The sequence below is a fragment of the Prodigiosinella aquatilis genome, from assembly GCA_030388725.1.
Classification (GTDB): Bacteria; Pseudomonadota; Gammaproteobacteria; order Enterobacterales; family Enterobacteriaceae; genus Prodigiosinella; species Prodigiosinella aquatilis.
In genome coordinates this window covers 3,751,396-3,772,096 of record CP128857.1, presented here as the reverse complement: position 1 = coordinate 3,772,096, position 20,701 = coordinate 3,751,396, and the positions used below count along the sequence as shown (strand labels likewise).

The 20,701-nt window shown below is 49.8% G+C and carries 13 protein-coding genes; 3 read left to right on the top strand and 10 right to left on the bottom strand.

Annotation, left to right across the window (positions count from 1 at the left end):
• Positions 1–1,542: a histidine ammonia-lyase gene (hutH, locus tag PCO85_17615; protein WJV52992.1), complete on the bottom strand. Its 1,542-nt coding sequence runs from the start codon at positions 1,540–1,542 to the stop codon at positions 1–3.
• 352 nt (positions 1,543–1,894) lie between these two features.
• On the opposite strand from hutH, the gene hutC reads away from it, so the two are divergent.
• The gene (gene hutC, locus PCO85_17610; protein ID WJV52991.1) at positions 1,895–2,650 is read left to right on the top strand and encodes a histidine utilization repressor; all 756 of its coding nucleotides are present in this window, start codon (positions 1,895–1,897) and stop codon (positions 2,648–2,650) included.
• Positions 2,651–2,851: 201 nt separating this feature from the next.
• Here the strand turns inward: hutC and PCO85_17605 are convergent, their stop codons facing one another.
• The 4 genes from PCO85_17605 to PCO85_17590 form a co-directional block, all read right to left on the bottom strand.
• Positions 2,852–3,142: a hypothetical protein gene (locus PCO85_17605; GenBank protein WJV52990.1), complete on the bottom strand. Its 291-nt coding sequence runs from the start codon at positions 3,140–3,142 to the stop codon at positions 2,852–2,854.
• A gap of 17 nt (positions 3,143–3,159) precedes the next feature.
• Complete coding sequence (locus PCO85_17600) at positions 3,160–4,164, bottom strand: radical SAM protein (GenBank protein ID WJV52989.1); 1,005 nt, start codon at positions 4,162–4,164, stop codon at positions 3,160–3,162.
• A 589-nt stretch (positions 4,165–4,753) separates the two neighbouring features.
• Positions 4,754–6,445 carry a C69 family dipeptidase gene (locus tag PCO85_17595; GenBank protein WJV52988.1) on the bottom strand — a complete coding sequence of 564 codons (1,692 nt, stop codon included), beginning with the start codon at positions 6,443–6,445 and terminating at the stop codon, positions 4,754–4,756.
• A 96-nt stretch (positions 6,446–6,541) separates the two neighbouring features.
• On the bottom strand, positions 6,542–7,966 hold the full coding sequence (locus PCO85_17590) for a phophatidylserine decarboxylase associated domain-containing protein (GenBank protein ID WJV52987.1): 1,425 nt from the start codon (positions 7,964–7,966) through the stop codon (positions 6,542–6,544).
• A 657-nt stretch (positions 7,967–8,623) separates the two neighbouring features.
• Between PCO85_17590 and PCO85_17585 the strand changes: the two genes are divergently transcribed.
• On the top strand, positions 8,624–9,319 hold the full coding sequence (locus PCO85_17585; protein WJV52986.1) for a DUF4336 domain-containing protein: 696 nt from the start codon (positions 8,624–8,626) through the stop codon (positions 9,317–9,319).
• Positions 9,320–9,354: 35 nt separating this feature from the next.
• Here PCO85_17585 and PCO85_17580 read toward each other — a convergent pair whose 3' ends face one another.
• The 5 genes from PCO85_17580 to PCO85_17560 form a co-directional block, all read right to left on the bottom strand.
• A complete protein-coding gene (locus PCO85_17580) occupies positions 9,355–9,486 on the bottom strand; it encodes a hypothetical protein (GenBank protein ID WJV52985.1) in 132 nt (43 codons plus the stop codon).
• Positions 9,486–10,154, bottom strand: coding sequence for a phenylalanine--tRNA ligase beta subunit-related protein (locus PCO85_17575; GenBank protein ID WJV52984.1), 669 nt, complete (start codon positions 10,152–10,154; stop codon positions 9,486–9,488). Before PCO85_17575 ends, PCO85_17580 begins: the two co-directional genes overlap by 1 nt.
• A gap of 99 nt (positions 10,155–10,253) precedes the next feature.
• Positions 10,254–11,057, bottom strand: a complete 804-nt coding sequence (locus PCO85_17570) for an AraC family transcriptional regulator (GenBank protein WJV52983.1) — start codon at positions 11,055–11,057, stop codon at positions 10,254–10,256.
• 164 nt (positions 11,058–11,221) lie between these two features.
• Positions 11,222–11,995, bottom strand: coding sequence for a (S)-acetoin forming diacetyl reductase (locus PCO85_17565; GenBank protein ID WJV52982.1), 774 nt, complete (start codon positions 11,993–11,995; stop codon positions 11,222–11,224).
• Positions 11,996–12,327: 332 nt separating this feature from the next.
• Positions 12,328–13,149: a tail fiber protein gene (locus PCO85_17560; GenBank protein WJV52981.1), complete on the bottom strand. Its 822-nt coding sequence runs from the start codon at positions 13,147–13,149 to the stop codon at positions 12,328–12,330.
• A gap of 341 nt (positions 13,150–13,490) precedes the next feature.
• On the opposite strand from PCO85_17560, the gene PCO85_17555 reads away from it, so the two are divergent.
• Complete coding sequence (locus PCO85_17555) at positions 13,491–20,687, top strand: Ig-like domain-containing protein (GenBank protein ID WJV52980.1); 7,197 nt, start codon at positions 13,491–13,493, stop codon at positions 20,685–20,687.
• Positions 20,688–20,701: the final 14 nt, after the last annotated feature.

Sequence of the window (20,701 nt, the reverse complement as noted above, 5' to 3'; positions counted from 1 at the left end):
TCAGGCGTAGCTGGGCAGCATGGTGGTGATGGCATCAGGCCAGACAGTATTGACAGCCCATAGTCGCATCTGCTCGATATCGGGTGCCATCAGACGGTCTTTATCCAGGAACGCTACGCGCTCACGCAAGCGTGCCAGCTCCTGTTCCAGGGCGGCGGAGCTTTTCAGCGGGCGGTGAAAATCGATACCTTGTGCCGCGGCCATAGCTTCGATACCGACCACCGCGGCGGTGTTGAAGCACATCTCTCCCAGACGCCGCGCCGCATAGGTGGCCATCGAAACATGATCTTCCTGGTTGGCGGAGGTAGGCAGGCTGTCCACACTGCCTGGATGGGCGAGGGATTTGTTTTCCGATGCCAGCGCGGCGGCGGTGACCTGGGCAATCATAAAGCCGGAGTTGACGCCGCCATCGTTGACCAGAAACGGCGGCAAACCGGACAGACCGCTATCCAGCAGTAATGCCAGACGGCGCTCGGAGATGGCGCCGATTTCTGCCACCGCCAGCGCGATGATATCGGCGGCGAAGGCCACTGGTTCGGCATGAAAGTTACCGCCAGAAATGACGTCGCCGGTATCGGTAAATACCAGCGGGTTGTCGGAAGCCGCGTTGGCTTCTATCTGTAGCACGCGTGCGGCGTGTTGCAGGTTATCCAGGCAGGCACCCATGACTTGCGGTACACAACGGATAGAGTAGGGATCCTGCACGCGTCCGCAATTGACGTGAGAGGAGAGGATTTCACTGCCTTCCAGCAGTGTGGAGACGGCGGCGGCTACGGCTATCTGGCCTTGCTGGCCGCGGGCCTGATGAATCCGGGCGTCGAATGGTTTAACTGAACCTTTAATGGCTTCCAGTGAGAGCATGCCGGATATCAGGCCGGCGGCGAACACTTTTTCGGCCTCGAACAGGCCGCGCAGTGCCAGTGAGGTGGATACCTGGGTGCCGTTTAGTAGCGCCAGTCCCTCTTTCGGGCCGAGGACGAACGGTTCCAGACCGGCTTTTTTCAGCCCTTCTACGGCGGGGATGCGTTTACCTGCTACTCGCACCTCGCCTTCACCCAGCAGTGTCAGCGACATATGCGCCAGCGGAGCCAGATCGCCAGAAGCACCGACCGAGCCCTTTTCAGGAATACACGGCATCACACCGGCGTTGAACAGGGCGATCAGTGCGTCCAGTAGTTCGATGCGGATGCCGGAATGGCCACGCGCCAGACTGATGATTTTGGTTGCCATGATCAGGCGTACCACATTATCTGGCAGCAGTTCGCCGAGACCGACACTGTGGGATAACACCAGATTACGTTGTAATTCGGCCAGGCGGGCTGCGGGAATGGTAGTTTGAGCCAGCTTGCCGAAGCCGGTGTTGATACCGTACACCACGTTACCGGCACTGACGATTGCATCAACGGTATCACGGGCGGCAATCACCCCGGTGCGTGCGTTTTCATCCAACGCCAGGCTGACATCGCCGTGGTAGATGGCTTTGAGCGTCGCCAAATCCACCTCACCGGGCGTCAGGTGACATGTTTGTGTACCGAGCAGCATAGTATACTCCTGTCTATACAAGTTCTGCGAAAAGGAAACCCGATCAAACGGGCAAAATGTCAGGTCGCCGTCACTGGCATCACGTAGTCAGATCATCACGATGCTGAGTGAAGCCTAAGGCGTATAGTATTGTATATACAACTTGTTGCAATGCTTATGCCAAATTGCTTATATCATTCAGGGGGACGTAATACCGTGATCGCCGCAGAATAGCAGCCAGTATGGTAATTATGATGCACTGAACTGAGGCTTTTTATGCACCATTTTAGTGCTAGTGCGCCAATTAAGATGTATATACATTTGCTTTATCAACCAGTAAACTGAAGTTGTCATTTTTCTTAAGGATATGGATATGGTCGAGCAGAGCGCTATTTCGCAACTTGCCGCCGCCATGAGTGATCAGCCGGCACCCATTTATTTGCGCGTGAAGCAGGCGATTATCAGCCAGATCACCGAAGGCGTGTGGAAAGCTAATCAACGCGTGCCGTCCGAGAGTGAGCTGGTCAATGAGCTCGGCGTCAGCCGCATGACGATCAATCGCGCTCTGCGCGAGTTGACCAGTGAAGGTTATTTGATTCGTATGCAGGGCGTGGGTACCTTTGTTGTCGAGATGAAGGGCTATACCGCCATGCTGGAAGTGCATAACATCGCAGAAGAAATTGCTCAGCGAGGCCATCGTCATACCAGTAAAATTCTGTCGTTGGCAGAAGTGAAGGCCGATCCGGAACAGGCAGCGGTACTGGGTCTGGCCACCGGTCATTCGATTTTTCATTCAGTGATTGTGCATTACGAGAACGATTTGCCGGTGCAGTTGGAAGACCGGTTGGTAAACCCGCTGATGGCACCGGATTACCTTAAGCAGGACTACGACAACCAGACGCCGTACACTTACCTGATGCGGGTGGCTCCGTTGACCGCAGGAGAGCATATTGTGGAAGCGGTGGTGCCAGATGCACGCCAGCGCAAGGAACTGCTATTGGATGAGCACGAACCCTGTTTATTGATTCACCGCCAAACCTGGAGCGATGCCAAAATTGTCACCTATGCCAAGCTGCTGTATCCCGGTTCGCGCTACAAGTTGTTGGGGCGTTTCAAAGGGCATGGTTGATTTCTGGCGGCATATCAATACAGACTAATCACGGCAAACCGAGTAAGTCTCCAGTCACTGACTGTGGCCTGCTCCTGGAGGCTCACCCGGCAGCTTTCTTCCTGCAACTCGAATTATTCAGGATATATACAGTAAATAACATATCCCATTAATTGACACTGCTTTAAATGATCCAATGCTTTCGACCCTATATTAATTGGTCTAACAAGCACAATTTCCTATATTATGTAAAATTACATCACCACGGGTACTGGCCTGATGTGCTGCATCAAATAATGCTTTTATTTTCTCTGCATCAATATTATTGAAAATTATTTTTCCATCAGATTGTACTGTGATATCTTTTACAGATGTTTCTCCAAAAGAGGTATTGATTTGTGATGATGTATTGGTAATAAGGTATTGTTCCAAATCACTATTTTTCTTGAAAATTAATTGCTTTTTATCTTCATCAATGACGCAGTCTTTTTGGGAAATGCTGACGTGGTTCATAATATATACCTCACTGTTTATATGATATTTGTTACAGGGATTGTTGCTTTATCAGCCCACCGTTTGTGCACGGATACTGATGGGCACTTTAGATCTTTTTCATTTTCAGTAAATAATGGGATAGACCATGCTCGTACTTTATCTATATCTAATGCCATTAAACCATCTTTGTTTAAGTGTCCAATGCTATTGACGTCACTGTTAAGTGCTACAGTACATTTTAAAACATCTCCATTAGGGCGTATAACAAAACTATTTAGTTTTGCAGCATAACAAATATAATTATTGTTAACAGATTGAAAAATCAGTTCTGGCTGTATTAACTTTAATAGCTTGGACAAATAAGTCATCTTTTCTTTTTCATCATTAAAAATGGTAATGTTATCATCATCATTTCCACCTAGTCTTTCAATGGCGTGGAAAAAAATCGTGAATCTATGGTCATTAGAAAATTCTTTGTTTATTTTTTCTATTAACTTAATAGTTTGATGAATATTATCAGGTGAATAATGTATCCTTAGTATTATATTAAAATTTAACGTCGATCTCCTGGCTTCCATAAGGTTATGCCATATCGTTTGAAAAGACCCTTTTCCATTGGATTTTTTTCTCATCTTGTCATGGTCTTCTGCATATCCATCAAGCGTTATTTGATAGCTTGTTATGTTCAGGTTTACTAAGGCAGTTAAATTCTTAAGTGTCAAATAATAGCCATTAGTTGTCATGCTGCTGGTATATTCAACATTGTTTTGCTTTGCACTATATTTTATATGACTGCTGATTTTTGTGATCTGACGTAATGCTAAAAGTGGTTCTCCTCCAAACCATAATATATTTAATTTTCTTAGTCTTGGTAATGCATTGTCAACGAACTTATTAATTGAATCAACAACTTCATTTCTCATATTGCCAATTGCGAAATCCTCATAACAATATACACATCTGAAATTACACTGCTCGGTAGGCATTATAGTCAGCTCAAGGTATCGGTCATCTAATGAGGCTAAGATATGATTGTTCATTTATGATACTCTCGGTTTATCAAACATACCCACCATGCTTTACATTACAGGTGCATTTATTTTATTATTTTTCTCTATTAACTATAGTTAATAAAAATTTTATTTCCACTGATGATCGATTTGATGTCTGGTTTTTATATCGAGTAGACTTCAGGTTGCAAGAAGGCGGCAAGTGAGCGAATCACGATACGCTTACCTAAGTAAATAATTCGGATGAATAAAATCAATGCATCAGCAACATGAAAGATGAAGTGGATGTAACGCGGAATTTCATAGTCAGATAAAAGTTATTCATCTTTATATAGTTAAGACTATTAGTCTTAATGGTTATTGTTTTTTGGTGATTTTTATTGGGATGAGATAACCGATTTGAACCTTGCCGGATATGGAATGAATCAGCCTGCCAGTTGACCCAAAACAATATGGGTCAGTCAGTGTTGTCAGCCAATAAATTCACTCTCCACGTAGCGAGAAGGAATACTGAACAGAATGAATCAGGCCACACCATGCCATCGGTCTAACGTCAGATTGTCGGATGGTGTGACCAAAGTCACCATGTCTCTGGGTCAATGTTGACTATTGTCGCCGCTCAACTGCGGGTTCCTTGTGGTTTTACCGGCATATCATAAGTCACTGGACCGTTCTGATAATTGGTGATGCTCAGCCAGTCGGCCGAGTAGCCAATAGGAATGGCTGGCGGATTTTGCGGCGGAGCGGGCGGAGGATTAATGTAGCCATCGGAGTATTTGGCGATCAGCATATCGGCCAGTTCCCACCAGCGTGTCAGAATGTCGTGAGCGTTTTTTTCACATAATGAGGTGATCAGAGCGGCATCATTCTCTCTGGCCATGATGTCGTCCCACTCACACAATCGTTGTACCGCTATGGTTTCCAGCATTTGTTGCAAGGGGCGGATATCCACGTTGTACATCCGTTGGTAGTTGAGTCTGGCCCAGTTCGCCACGAAATCAAAGGCCCACCAGGCAGCGATGCGGTCAAACTTCTGGGGATCGCCAATCTGGTAGGAGAGTGGCAGGTTGGTTACCCGGGATGGGAATGGCGAAAAGCAGGTCGTACTGGCAACGTCAGGCCCGAACCAGACGATCCCTTTGGTAAGTTCAGGCGCGGTCGGTCGTGTTTGGGCAACATAGACATACCCTTGATAAAAAATCGATATAGCGCGTTCCCATGCACCACTCAGCGGTCGCGTGGTAGTGGAAACGTTATTTTGATCGCCATCGTAGGGACCGATATAGCGATTAGGGTCACCATACGGGCCAGCGGCTACACCTTTGGTCAGGTCAAACGGCGTGCCTTCATAGTGGTCACGGTAGAGAGCAAAGACATCCTGGGTGCTGAGTGGGCTTTTGGGAGATACCGAGAAGGGATAGTCCGTGGTGTAGCTACCGCCGTTTACCCATGGGCTGAGTCCCAGGTCGGGATTGACTCGATCAAAGATCCGCCAGACTCGACGCAGCGAGTAATAAGGATGATTGTATTCGCCCCAACTGACGGAGGTAAGCCAGTCGACCGGACCGGTTTCCGGTGTCGCCCAACCGACTTTTTTCAGCCCGGACAGAAGGTGCCTGGAGAAAAGTTGGTCCGGGTTGCCTTCTTTTATTTCCCGGATGCGAAACTCGTTGGCCGCGACAAACACTGTGCCATCCGGTACCCGCTGGGCAATCCAGGCGGAGTGGTAAACCTCATCGGGCAGAGCGCACATTTCGAACACCCACCCTTCGTGTTCGTCGGCCACTAATAAGGTTTCCCCCGTGGAGAAGTAACCGTAGGTGTCAATGAGTGAGCCCATCAGCTCCACGGCTTTCCGTGCGGTTTTGCATCGCTCCAGCGCAATCCTTGACAGCTCCGCGCTGTAAAACAGTCGGCAGTGGGTGTCGTTGCTCGCCGCCTCTTCTGCGGTAACCGGATCAGGCTCGTATTTAGCACCATTGGTACATTCGCCGAACATCAGATTGTGTTCGTTCATGATGCCGTAGTTGCCGTCGAAATAGGCATAGGTGTGTTCAACTTGCGGTATTACGCCGATGAGCGGTGTTTCCGGCCAGCTGGGCGTATTATAACCCGGACCTCGATCCTGGCTGACAATACGGGGGTAAGCGGTATTAGTATTGTTTACGATCCCCCGAAGACTGCCTGGCGCATGATGTTGTGCGGGGACGTAGATGAATCGTTGGTCCGATAGTTCATCGTCATCAGAGTGGGTGACCATCATGGAGCCATCGGTGGAAGCCCCTTTTGTCACTATCATTGTGGTACACATGTTTTACCTGACCTTGATTTACGCTATGAGGTAATCCCCCGGCGTGACCGAGGGAACCAAAGCTATTGACTGGACAAGCCATGCGCTTTCCGGTGACTATTTGTGGTTACCGGCGGTGGCTGTAGCGATAATGCTACCCATTTTTGTGGGATTGGGGTCCTCGCGGTGTTTGACGGCGTTACGTGCCCAGGCTTCGAGTTTCACCCTATCTTTCTGGAAGATCATCATGTGTGTCGAACCACCGAATTCGAAACGGCCTATCTCGGTGCCGCGAGTAATACTGACCGGAGCGGCACCTTCCTCGACGATAAAAGTGCTGGGATCGATGATGCAGCTGGAGACCTCCACCATTCCGATGCAGATGAGCGCAATATAGCCACATGATTTGTGTTTGAAGATAAAGATGGCACGGGTGGCGACGTGACCCAGATAGGGTTGTGATTCGGTTCCTTCCCAGGTGCCTTGGTCTTCCCCCTGTCCGGGACGCTGGGCGAAATAGGTTCCCGGTTCTACCCACGACCGTACCAGCAAGCCATCAAGCGGTGAATTCCAGCGGTGATAGTGTGTGGCAGATAAGAATCCCTGATAGATCTGACCGCCTTCGAACAGTTTCGCCCATTGCCGCTGGCCTCCGAACAGATCGAGCAAGGAGTAGTTCATGTCCTTGGCCCAGAATTGACTTTCCAGCTTAATCTTGTTGGCATATTTCCAGGGGGTGGTTTCACAACCGATGTCGATCTGGGTTTTCGGATCGCCATGGAATGGTCGTGCACCTTTCACAAACTGACGGAGAAAGAAGGCATTCCATGAATCAAAGCCATATCCCGGTTTACTGGGGTCGTGTTCCATCTCTTTCCATACACCTGCTTTATGAGCTGCTTTGGATATCCATGACCCCGGTTTTTCCGGGTGCTGAATGTCGAGCTTGTCGAGAGAGTCACTGCTCTTGAGGAACGTATTCCACGCGTTAAGCACCGGTTTGAATTGCTGATTGAAGGTGGCGTCGTGGAACAGGGCAACACCGGCTTCGGTTCCCATCGCGACGGAGAGGAACGCATTCATCGGTGTACCTACCTGTGCGGTGGTATTGAAGGACGATGACGTAGTGATGATTTCATTGAGGATCTCGAAGAAGCTGTCATATCCCTCAATCCAGATGGCATCACCGTCTTTTTTGATTTCGGCTCTGGTCTCTTTAGGCAGGGAGGCGATAAACGCATTGGACTGTTCGATCATCGATGTCAGCCACATGCGGTATACACTGTGAGACGTAACCCAGTTTTTGAATTCCTGCATGACAGGTTGTAATGGAGCGAGCGTATTGGCCTTTTTCTTGGCGGCAATATGATGACGAAGCGGGATAAGAAATTTAGCGGTTGCCCATACGCGGTTGGGAACCCAAAAACCCATCTGAATCGGGCCTGCGTTATCCAGAGTGAGTAGGCCGGATTGGCTTCCTTCGTAATGGGCGTCAGTGGATGAAGAATGTGTGTGTGAAGCCTGATTTTTAGTGCGAGCCATAATATTTCCTCTTGATTCTGGGACGCTACCGCCCTTGACTGAATACGCCAATAGCTGGACGGTTTATTAATTCAAACGACCTCTTCATATTAAAAATAGGTGGATTCCAGGTAATGGCAAGCGCGATAGCGTGAACGTATTTTCTTGGAGCCGCGTAATTTTCATTCCTACCAGTAGCACACTGACGAGTGCTACTGATATATCTCATCGCTGTCGATAATTTAGCGCTTGGATTGTAAATAATAAAAGCACCTTTCATAAAAAAACGAAACACCAGGAAATCGTTATTACTTATAATTGTTACTCTGTTATCTATTACTTCAGTAACATAAAACCAACATTGCAATCGATTTATAACTCAAATAAAGTAAATAAAACTAATAATAAATCGTAATGAAAAGTGATTTTTGTTCTAAATATAGGTAATTTAATCTGATATTTTAGTGTAATAAATTAATCTTATTGAATTTTATAATTATAATTTAGTTTCGTAATGTTAATTTTAATTAAGTTTTTTCGTGAAAAACGTAGTGAAGTAGTGTGTTGTACCGCATGTAAGCTTTACGACGTTACTAATGGACGACAGGCATGTTGTCGCATCATGTTGAGTGCATTGGAAGAGAGGAATAAGTTCCAGTGTATTTACAGGAGTAATAGATGAATAAAATCGGTGAGAATATTTGGGTTTTCAACGGTGAAACGGTTTCTTTTTTTACGCTACCTTATTCAACCCGGATGACGGTGGTACGTTTATCTGATGGCTCGCTTTGGGTACATAGTCCAATCCGGTTGGAGGCGCATCTACAGAAACAAGTCGATGAACTGGGGATTGTCAATTATTTGGTGGCACCCAATCAGCTTCATCATCTGTTCCTCAAAGACTGGCAGCAGCATTATCCGGATGCACAGGTATTCGGTACTCATGAGGTTCAACAGAAACGTCAGGACATTATTTTTGATGGTATTTTTACGCCTTCATTTAATGCACCGTGGTCGGAGGATATAGACCAGCTGTTATTTACCGGCTCGTCAGTAATGGAAGAGTGTGTATTTTTCCATAAACCATCGAAAGCCCTTATCGTGACTGATTTAATCGAAAATTTTGCGCCAGAATCGTTTAGTCCACTGAAGCGTTTATTGGCAAAGGAAGCCGGTATATTGGCGCCTGATGGACAAATGCCGTTGGACTGGCGTTTAAGTTTTATGCTTAATAAATCGGAAGCCAGGCAACATATGGAAAAGATCCTGAATTGGCATCCGCAGACGATAATCATGGCGCATGGGCTCATCATCGATCATGACGCAGAACCGTTTTTACGGCGTTCATTTCACTGGTTAAGTCTGGATCAATGATCTTTTTTCTCTGCGGATACACCATTACATCGTGTTTATTGCACTGAGGACGCCAGTTTTATGCCGAGTAAAATAAAAGCAAAGGCAAAACTTCGTCGCATCCAGATCAGTATGGATGGACGAGAGAAGACGACCCGCAGTGAGGTGAGCAAAAAATCGAGTGTCATCAGCACCTCCCCCTGACGATGGTGGGATGAGATGTGGCGTTATTGAGCACGCCCTGTAAAGTATCCAGCAGGTGGGGAATATCATTTTGCGCTGTTGAGTGCATGGCCTCAGCCACTATCAATATCGTGGTACTTCCATGATCGATGGCTGAGTAGCCGCTCTGGCGATTTGTCCAGCGTCTGGCATGCGCCCGGTCGGCATCGTCGGAAAAAATCACTTCCCCCTTATCTGGATATTCAATGTCGCCCGAAAAGGGTTGATAAACCTCGTTGCCTCTGGCGTGGCGTACCATCAGGTCGCCGGATACGCAATCAAGGTCAAATACGGCGATAGGAATGCCAAAAGCAAGAGAAATAGCATTACACAGGTCAATCAATGGATTGATCTGCGGTAATTCGCCTTCTTTACGAAACCGGCGCAACAGGGCTTCAGCGGCACAACGATATTGTGTCGGTTTCAGCTTCATTTTGGTAAACGCCTTGCGCCAGGCCTGAATTTCTGGCCATTCTCCTTCATGTGCCAGGCATAGCCGGTTTGTGGCGATGCGATAGAATTGATTGATTGGCGGTGTGAAATCGCCTCCATTGATGAAACTTGTCAACTGAAGCGTGCCGGTTATACGCTCAGGAAAACGTTGTTTCATCTCATCTGTGTAACTCAGTTTCATATGCCCACCTGCCGATTGACCGAATGCGTATTTTCATCCTCGGTCCATCATCGCCATCGCTGAAGTGCGCGTCTTGAATAAAATTGCAGGTTGAACAGATTAGGTTTGTGACATTTTAAAACGACCTGGCGGTACTCCGATTTGCCGTGTAAAAGCCCGTGTCATATGGCTTTGATCAGCAAAACCTGCGTCCAGGGCGGCTTCGCTGAGACTTTTACCGGACAGCAATAACCGTCGGGCGAGTTGCACCCGACGTTGTATCAGATAAGCATGTGGTGTAATTCCCAGTTCACGGGTAAACGCCCGCAGTAACTGGAAGCGGCTGATACCGATGGTTTCGGCGAGTTCTGCCAAAGAAGTGAGTTGCTCCGGGGAGTCATTGAGGCGCTGGCGTACTTTGTCAATATCTGGCGTGGTGTGTTCCGTTTTGATGTGTTGGGTACTATGTGCATTCAGGACGTGATTGAGTAGCAGTAAACCGTGTTCCTCCACCATGAGCGGCTCAGCGAGGGTATCGGTTACGCTGACGAAAAATTGAGAGAAAAGCCGCGAGAGGATGGGGTCGTACACGGCGGGTTGCGTGAGTTCGATATCTCCGCTGATGTCATGAGGCAGGTAGTGTTCCAACAACGAAGGGGTGAAATAGAGCATCCGCCATGTTCGTGGCTGTTTGCCAATGGGTGAACCATCATGGATTTCACCTGGATTGACCATAATGGTGTTACCGGGGCCGGCCTCAACCAATCCTTTGCCACTCCATGAGCGATGCCCGCCGCGAGCAATAACGCCAATGCCAAATTGTTCATGGGCATGGCGAGGAAAGGTGATATCAGAAGCCAAATATATCGCTTCCAAACCGGGTATCAGCGTACGGTAAGGGTGTGATTGGTTGATTCTGCTCATGCCCTGTCCTCTGACAGAATAATGTTTATATAAATAGCATAATTCAGTCGCAGCGATAGTGTATCTGTAATGAGTGCGGCAGGCGGATAAGGTGGCTTTGAGGTCGGCACTATAACGAAAAGCACCACAACGTCTGTTGCGGTGCCGAATAGTGAAAAATAGTATTAATTAAATACCATACCACCATCAATCAGCAGTGCTTGTCCGGTCATATAATCTGAATCCGGGCCAGCCAGATAAGCCACACAGGCCGCGACGTCCTCCGGTTCTGACAAGCGTCCCAGCGTGATGCGTTTGGCAAATTCCTCGGTGCCATAACCCAGTGGTTTCCCGGCTGCCTCGGAAATCTGCCGATCAATGCTTTCCCACATTGGCGTTTTGACAATGCCTGGGCAGTATGCGTTAACGGTAATCCCCAGTGGTGCCAGATCTCGTGCGGCGGTTTGCGTCAGACCGCGTACCGCAAATTTACTGGAGCTGTATACCGCCAGTTCGGGGTTGCCGACATGTCCGGCTTGTGAGCTGGCGTTGATGATCTTCCCGCCGTGTCCCAGGGTTTTAAAAGCGTGTACGGCAGCTTGAATACCCCAGATCACGCCTTTAACGTTGATGTTGTACACTTTGTCCACGATTTCTGGCGTGATGTCCTCAATAGGTGTAGTGGGGGCAATACCCGCATTATTGACGATCACATCGAACCCGCCTAGTTGTTGCCTGGCGTTATCGACGGCAGAGAAGACCTGATCGCGATCGGAGACATCCGCTGTTAAGGCAATAGCTTTACTGCCCATTGCTACTATTTGTTGGGCGACTTGTTTTGCTGTTTCCGCGTTGTAATCAACCACGGCGACGGAAAAACCATCTTTGGCAAGACGTAATGCGATGGCTTTACCAATCCCCTGACCCGCGCCAGTGACTAATGCGACTTTATTTCCCATTTTTGTTCCTTATTTTCCGGACAAGACAGCGCTAACGCTAACGCTGGCGTTTCAAAATGAAAACTTATAGTCAGTGTGGTTGATTATTAATTTATGGGATTACCTGTCTGGAAAAGGAAATGCACGAATGGACATTCTTTATCGGTTTTTTCTTGACGAGCGTATTTCATCACGCAATATCTGAAAATGAACAGATGGATATGAACGCGTTGGCCAGTAACTTTTAAATCAAAATCGTGCCATGTGGGGAACATCTCTTAAGGAAGCACGAGAAAAATGTCGATGAAAAAGCATTGATTCTCGTGCTGATGTGACTCAGGTATTTTACCGCATTAATTGGGTCTTATCGGATAAACCCCTTCTATAGCAATACACATTTTTAGCCCCAGACTAGGTGACTGTGTTGAAACAGGAAGCAAGGCCGTTGAGTTAGGGCCTACGGCAACCACACCACCTGTAATTGTTGAAACTGTGGTCGTCGTGGCGGCAGTGCCTGCATTACCTGTAGTGTTGACTTTCGCCGGTAACATGGCCGGATTCGCTGCACTAGGGTCGATAGTGGTATAGGGGCCGTTGAATACAACACTTAATGAACCTGATTTACCACTGAGTCCACTCAGATAACCGGTTTGCCCGGCACCCAACGTTGGTGTGGTGCCTGTGCTGGTACTCACCGGCAAGTAGGCACTCACGTTTAAATTCCCTGTCGTGGCTGGGATATTCACCGTCTGAGACCCACTTACTGGCGTAAATGTGGCAGGATGAGTATGTACAGGAAGCTGACTGGAAACTAATGTTGTCGTCGAACTCCCATATCGTTGTCCCCATTCTGTGTCTAATTGTGCGCCATATGAGCCTGGATAGCCTGCACCTATAGCTGCACGGCCACGTAAATCGGGTAAAGCGAAGTTGTTGCCCGAACCGCCGTAGGTATAACCAAACAGTGAATAAAGCGCCTGATAAGAATTGACGAGAAGTTGCCGCCCATCAGCCGGGAGGTAACCCTCTGGACAATAATTGAAGGCGAAAGTACATACCTCACCAATAAACGGTTCGGTACCACAGGCTGATGCGAAAGCTGGCGTGATACCTATACCTGCAACCAGCACGATAGCCGGAGAAACAGGTAGCAATTGTGTCATTTTTTTTAACATTTCCAGATCTCCTAACTGTGTCTATTTGTGACATAAAGTGTCTAAACTTTAATGTTCCCGATATCATTATTCAGTGTAGCTGATGGAAATGTGCTTAACCTTTTCAGTTAATGAGTTTTATTGGAATGTGATTTTGCTCTATTTAGTAAGTGAAATGTAATTATTTTTTAAAAAATATTTCTATTTGTTGGTGATAAATGCTAAATAAATACCATTATAGATAGATGAGTGTGCATGTCTTCTGTGCGATTGCTTGGTCTCTGAGCGGTGTTCATCTCACTCTGAAAACACAAAGTGTAGTGAAAATATCCGGCGTGGTATAGAAATGAAGGAGTAATGCAATGTTATGGCGTAATTGGTTTGTTACTCATCCAAAACTTAACAGTCAGACTCCTGTAAATCATGTAATGCCGGTTTCTCAGCCGCTGGCTTATATGCTTGAGCCACGGATGTTATTTGATGGGGCCGTCGCCGCTACCGTTGCCGATACTGCAACGACGTCGGATGCTGCGACAACAGCGTCGGATGCTGCGACAGCGACGTCGGATACTGCGACAGCGACGTCGGATACCGATAGCTCTGGCACCGATACGCATTCAACAGAAAACACACCGCAAGATAGCAGTGATCAATCAACCGCCAGTGTTGCGACCAGTGCCAGTGATAACGCGGTTGCAACAGAGATCAGCACCACTGGACACAAAGAAGTGGCCTTTGTGGATACTTCCGTTGAGGACTATGAAACTCTGGTGGCGGGCATCGATTCGAGTGTAGAAGTGGTGTTGATTGATGGTAGTGAAGATGGCTTGCAGCAGATTGCCGCCTGGGCGTCGACACACAGCGGCTATGATGCCATTCATATTTTCTCGCATGGCTCTGAGGGAACGCTAAATCTCGGGAGTACGCTGTTAACCAGCGCGTCGCTGGAGTCGTCTGATGTTCAGGCGGAACTTGCCACGATTGGTCGTGCGTTGACTGCTGACGGTGATTTGCTGCTTTATGGTTGTGATGTGGCGGAAGGGAGTGAGGGTCAGGCATTTATCACCTCGCTTTCTATTGCTACTGGCGCGGATGTAGCGGCATCAACTGACGCGACGGGGCCGCTGTCCGAAGGCGGGAACTGGAATCTGGAAAGCCAGACTGGTGATATCGAAACCAGCAGCATCGCCGTTGATAATTATGACCATTTTCTGGCTACCTCAGCGACCTTTGGGTTTGAAGCGGATACCACTGGTGTGGGAACGAAAACCGTAACCCAAACGGTAAGCGGCGAAACGTTAACTATTACCTCGACGACAGTCTCGATAGTTGATAGCAGCACGACATCCGGACAGGATATTAGTGGTACTGTCACTTTATCAACGGATTACGGAACGGCTCTTGAAACACAGTTGGTATTTTCTGTGTCGGGAAGGGTTTTTGATTTCTCCGCTATCACTATTTTTAACGTCAATACCAACGATACCTTCACATTTACGGCGTCCAATGGGGCGACATACTCGGTGCTTATTACCGCCGGGGAAACCAAAACCGTCGATCTCAGTGCGAATACCGATTTTCAGGGCGTATCCAGCGTCACAATAACTGCCACTGATCCCTATGCTATTGATTTCGATGATGTGGCCTTGAGCAATATCCAGTCGCCAGGGCCTACGATTACGTCCGCCACTTATGATGCCAGTACCAATGTGCTGACGGTGACCGGTGCCGATATGGTCACGGGCGATAGTATTGACCCTACCAAACTGACACTGACCGGTGAAGGCGGCAATACCTATACGTTGACCAGCAGTACAGTAACAGCCACCAGCGCCACCAGTTTCTCTATCACCTTGAATGCGGTTGACCAATTGAATGTGGAAGGGTTACTGAATAAGGACGGAACGTCATCTGCTGACAGTACCACGCTTAATCTGGCCGCCGCAGCCAGTTGGGATACCAGCCAGACCACATCGGCGGATCTGACGGGAAATGGTATTACTGTCAGTAATGTTCAAACGCCGACAATTACTTCATCAACTTATGATGAAACAACCGGCGTACTGACGGTTACCGGTACCAACATGGTCAAACAGGTCGGCGCTAACAATGATGTCGATATTACGAAGCTGACTTTCACCGGGGAGGGCGGTGCCACTTATACGCTCACCAGTGATACCAGCAGTGTGGAAATTACCAGTGCCACATCGTTCACCGTGACATTGGGTTCGACCGACAAAGCCAGTGTTGACGCCTTGCTGGACCAGAACGGAACCTCTTCTAGCAGTAGCACTACCTATAACCTGGCGGCGGCGGATGACTGGAACGGGACGATCACCGGCGGCAGCATTGCGGATCTCACCGGCAATGGCATTACCGTCAGTGGCGTCAATGCCGCACCTGTGGTCAGTAATCTTAACGGCGACAGTGTAAGCTTCACCGAAGGCGGCAGCACGGTATTACTTGATTCCGGCAGCGATAGCACGGTGACCGATGCGGATTCTACAGATTTCAACGGTGGCAACGTTACGGTCTCTATCACAGCCAATGGCGTGAGTGGCGAAGACGTGCTGGGGATTGTGGATCAGGGCACTGGAGCCGGGCAAATCGGTCTGTCTGGCAGTAGTGTGTTGTATGGTGGAGTTGTCATTGGGACTTATACCGGTGGCAGCAGTGGCAGCGATTTGGTGGTGACGCTTAATAGCAGCGCCACCCCCACAGCGGTGCAGGCATTATTGCGTACCTTGAATTATCAGAATACCAATACCTCTGATCCTTCAACGTCTACCCGTACCGTCAGTATCACGGTGAATGATGGCGACGGGGGGACCAGTAACAGCTCCAGCGTTTCGGTGAGTGTGGTGGGGGTCAATGATGCGCCGACTGTCACCGCGACCGGTAATGATCCATCGTATAACGAGAATGGTAGCGCGGTGGATCTGTTCAGTTCAGTGACCGTCAGTACCGTGGAAGCCGGGCAAACCATTACGCAATTAATACTTACCGTGAGCAACCTGAGTGATGGCAGCAGTGAAGTTCTGGTGGTGGACGGTAGCAGCATCGCTCTCACTAACGGTAACAGCGGCACCACGGCTACCAACAGCATGAGCTATAGTGTCAGTGTTACGGGCAGCACGGCAACCGTGACATTCGGTAGTGTCGCGGGGATAAGCAGTGCAGCGGCCACTACCTTGGTGGATGGCATGAGTTACCGAAACGACAGTGAAAATCCTACTAGCGCCAGCCGGGTGGTCACATTAACCAGCGTGACTGATAACGGGGGTACCAGTAATAGTGGTGTAGATACATCATCATTGTCATTAACGTCAACCGTAACTGTGACGGCGATTAATGATGCTCCCACGCTTTCGGCTCCTGCATCAATCAGCGTTGACGAGGATGTCAGTACCGCCATTACCGGGATCAGTTTCGCGGATGTCGATGCTGGCAGCGCTACTGTCACCGCGACGTTTGCCGTCGGGTCTGGAACACTGACGGCCAGTAGCAGTAGTGGTGTTACCGTGTCCGGCAGCGGTACGGCGACGCTCACGATGAGCGGGTCGATTACCAATATCAATGCGTTTATCGCGGCCAGTAATGTCACCTTTATCACCGCCAGCAACGCCAGCAGTAATGTCACACTGACGGTGACCATTGATGATGGCGGAAACACCGGTGTTGATCCAGGCACCAGTGGTACCAGCACCACCGAAGCGGATTCGACGACAGTGACGTTGGCGGTTACGGCAGTGAATGATGCGCCGGTTAACTCGGTGCCTGCGTCTCAGAGCACGCAGGAGAATACCAACCTGGTGTTCAATTCGGCCAACAGTAACCTTATCAGTATTAGTGATGTTGATGCTGGCAGTAGCGATATGCAAATAACGCTGACTGCGACGCATGGCGTGCTGACATTAAGCAGTGTGAGTGGCTTGACGTTCAGTACCGGTTCTGGCACCAGTGATGCCACCATGACGTTTACCGGAACATTGACGTCCATTAATAATGCGCTTAATGGCATGGTATTTACGCCGGACAGCGCTTATAACGGCAGTGCGTCTGTACAAATAGTGACCAGCGATCAGGGTGCCTCCGGCAGCGGCGGTACACTGACTGATACGGATACTGTCACTATTTCAGTTAATCCGAACAGCGCTGCGGTTTCCAACGTCAGCTCCAGCTCGGCCAACGGCGACTACAAAATCGGGGATACCATCCTCCTGACGGTCACATTCGATGATACGGTGACGGTGGATACCAGTGGCGGTACACCGACATTATTACTGGAAACTGGCAGCACTGATCGTCAGGCAACCTATCTTTCGGGGTCTGGCAGCAATACCTTAACATTTACCTATACCGTCCAGAGTGGCGATCTGAGCGCTGATCTGGATTACACCAGTACCTCGGCGCTATCGCTGAACGGCGGCACCATCATTGACAGCAATAGCCTTGATGCGACCCTGACACTGCCGACGGTTGGCGGCGCCAGTGGTATTTCCGCGCAAAAGGCCATCCAGGTGGATGGTGTGCGGCCTACCGCCACGATAGACATGGCTGACACGGCGTTGAAGGTAGGTGATACCTCGCTGGTGACCATTACTTTCTCCGAAGCAGTGACTGGTTTTACCAATGCGGATCTGACCGTCGCCAATGGGTCGCTAGGCAGCGTCAGTTCGTCCGATGGCGGCGTCACCTGGACGGCGACCTTCACGCCGACCGCCAGTATCGCTGATGCCAGCAATGTGATCACGCTGGATAACACCGGTGTGCAGGATGCGGCGGGCAATAGCGGCAGCGGCACCACTGATTCGGCGAACTATAGCATTGATACCCAGCGTCCTACTGCCACGATCACTCTGGCGGATACGGTACTGAAGATAGGTGACACTTCTCTGGTGACCATTACCTTCTCCGAAGCGGTGACCGGTTTTACCAACGCGGATCTGACGGTGGCCAACGGGACGCTTAGTAGCGTCAGTTCATCTGATGGTGGTATTACCTGGACGGCGACCTTTACGCCTACTGCCAGTATCACCGACGCTACCAATGTGATCACGCTGGATAACACCGGCGTGCAGGATGTGGCGGGTAACAGTGGTAGCGGCACCACCGACTCGGCGAACTACAGCATTGACATGGTACGACCTACCGCTGCCATCGCCATGGCGGATACGGCGCTGAAAGCGAATGAAACGTCACTGGTGACCATTACCTTCTCCGAGGCGGTGACCGGTTTTACCAACGCGGATTTGACCGTCGCCAATGGGACGCTGAGCAACGTCGCGTCATCTGATGGCGGCATCACCTGGACGGCGACGTTCACCCCTACTGATGGTATTGCCGATACTACCAATGTAATCACGCTGGATAACACCGGTATTCAGGATACGGCGGGCAACAGCGGCAGTGGCACCACCGACTCGGCGAACTACAGCGTTGAAACAATACGACCCACCGCCACCATTGTCATGGCGGATACGGCGCTGAAGATAGGAGACACCTCGCTGGTGACCATTACCTTCTCTGAGGCGGTGACCGGTTTTACCAATGCGGATTTGACGGTGGCCAATGGGACGCTGAGCAGTGTTAGCTCGTCCGATGGCGGTATAACCTGGACGGCGACCTTTACGCCGACTGCCAGTATCGATGATGCCACCAATGTGATCACGCTGGATAACACCGGCGTGCAGGATGCGGTAGGTAACAGCGGCAGCGGCACCACCGATTCGGCGAACTACAGCATTGATATGGTACGGCCTACCGCCGCCATCGCCATGGCGGATACGGCGCTGAAAGTGAATGAAACGTCGCTGGTGACCATTACCTTCTCTGAAGCGGTGACTGGCTTTACCAACGCGGATTTGACGGTGGCCAATGGGACGCTGAGCAATGTCGCGTCATCCGATGGCGGTATTACCTGGACGGCGACCTTTACGCCCACCGACGGCATTACCGATGCCACTAATGTGATCACGCTGGATAACACCGGTATTCAGGATACAGCCGGTAACAGCGGCAGCGGCACCACCGATTCGGCGAACTACAGCATTGAAACAGTACGACCCACCGCCACCATTGCCATGGCGGATACGGCACTGAAGATAGGTGACACTTCTCTGGTGACCATTACCTTCTCCGAGGTGGTGACCGGTTTTACCAACGCGGATTTGACCGTCGCCAATGGGACGCTGAGCAACGTCGCATCATCTGATGGCGGCATCACCTGGACGGCGACGTTCACCCCCACTGATGGTATTGCCGATACTACCAATGTAATCACGCTGGATAACACCGGTATTCAGGATACGGCGGGTAACAGCGGCAGTGGCACCACCGACTCGGCGAACTATAGCGTTGAAACAATACGACCCACCGCCACCATTGTCATGGCGGATACGGCGCTGAAGATAGGAGACACCTCGCTGGTGACCATTACCTTCTCTGAGGCGGTGACCGGTTTTACCAATGCGGATTTGACGGTGGCCAATGGCTCGCTGAGCAACGTCGCATCATCTGATGGCGGCATCACCTGGACGGCGACCTTTACGCCTACTGCCAGTATTGATGATGCCACCAATGTGATCACACTGGATAACAGTGGACTCCAGAATGCCGCCGGTAATAGTGGTGCCGGTACCACTGATTCATCAAATTACAGCGTTGATACTCTGCGACCTACCGCTGCCATCACCATGGCGAATACCGCGTTGAAAACGGGCGAAACGTCATTGGTGACCATTACCTTCTCCGAGGCGGTGACCGGTTTTACCAACGCGGATTTGACCGTCGCCAATGGGACGCTGGGCAATGTCGAGTCATCCGATGGCGGCGTCACCTGGACGGCGACCTTTACGCCCACTGCCAGTATCACCGATACCAGCAATGTGATCACGCTGGATAACACTGGCATTCAGGATGTGGCGGGTAACAGCGGCAGCGGCACCACTGATTCGCCGAACTACAGCGTTAATACCCTTAGTGTTGATTTGACGGGCGATCCAGAATTCAAGTCTTCAGGGGGCAAGGGAGAATCGCTGACGAATATCAGTGGGGTTGGTTCGCAATCACAGTTGGTGTTGATTAACTCACCTACCGAGATAGGTGGTGCCCTGGACGCGACCGTGCCGTTCCTTGCGACATCTTCATTGAGTGGGACGACGGCGGGCACTACCAGTGCATTCGCTCCTGCGTCCCAAGGTGGCGGTGCAACCCAACCAGGCAACATTGCCACCATATTTGCCGGTGATGGCGTGGCGACTCATGAGTCGGGCGTGGTATCGACCCGTATTCCATCATTGAATCAATCAATGGGTGGCCGTTCTACCTTGTCGGGGTTATTCACCGAGCTTCCCCTACCGGATATGACACCGCTGTCTACTTTTTCCCAAGGTAGTTGGCAGGGTGTATTTGGTTCACACGTTACTTCTGGATCTGTACCGGTCTCTGTGTTCGGGACACCGGTGTTTAGCCAGCAGTTAAAAATCCTGGATGAGTATGACTATCAGCGACTGGCATCACTTGCCGGGGCACTGCAGCAGGTTAATCCATCGGTTTAAATGAACTCAGTAAA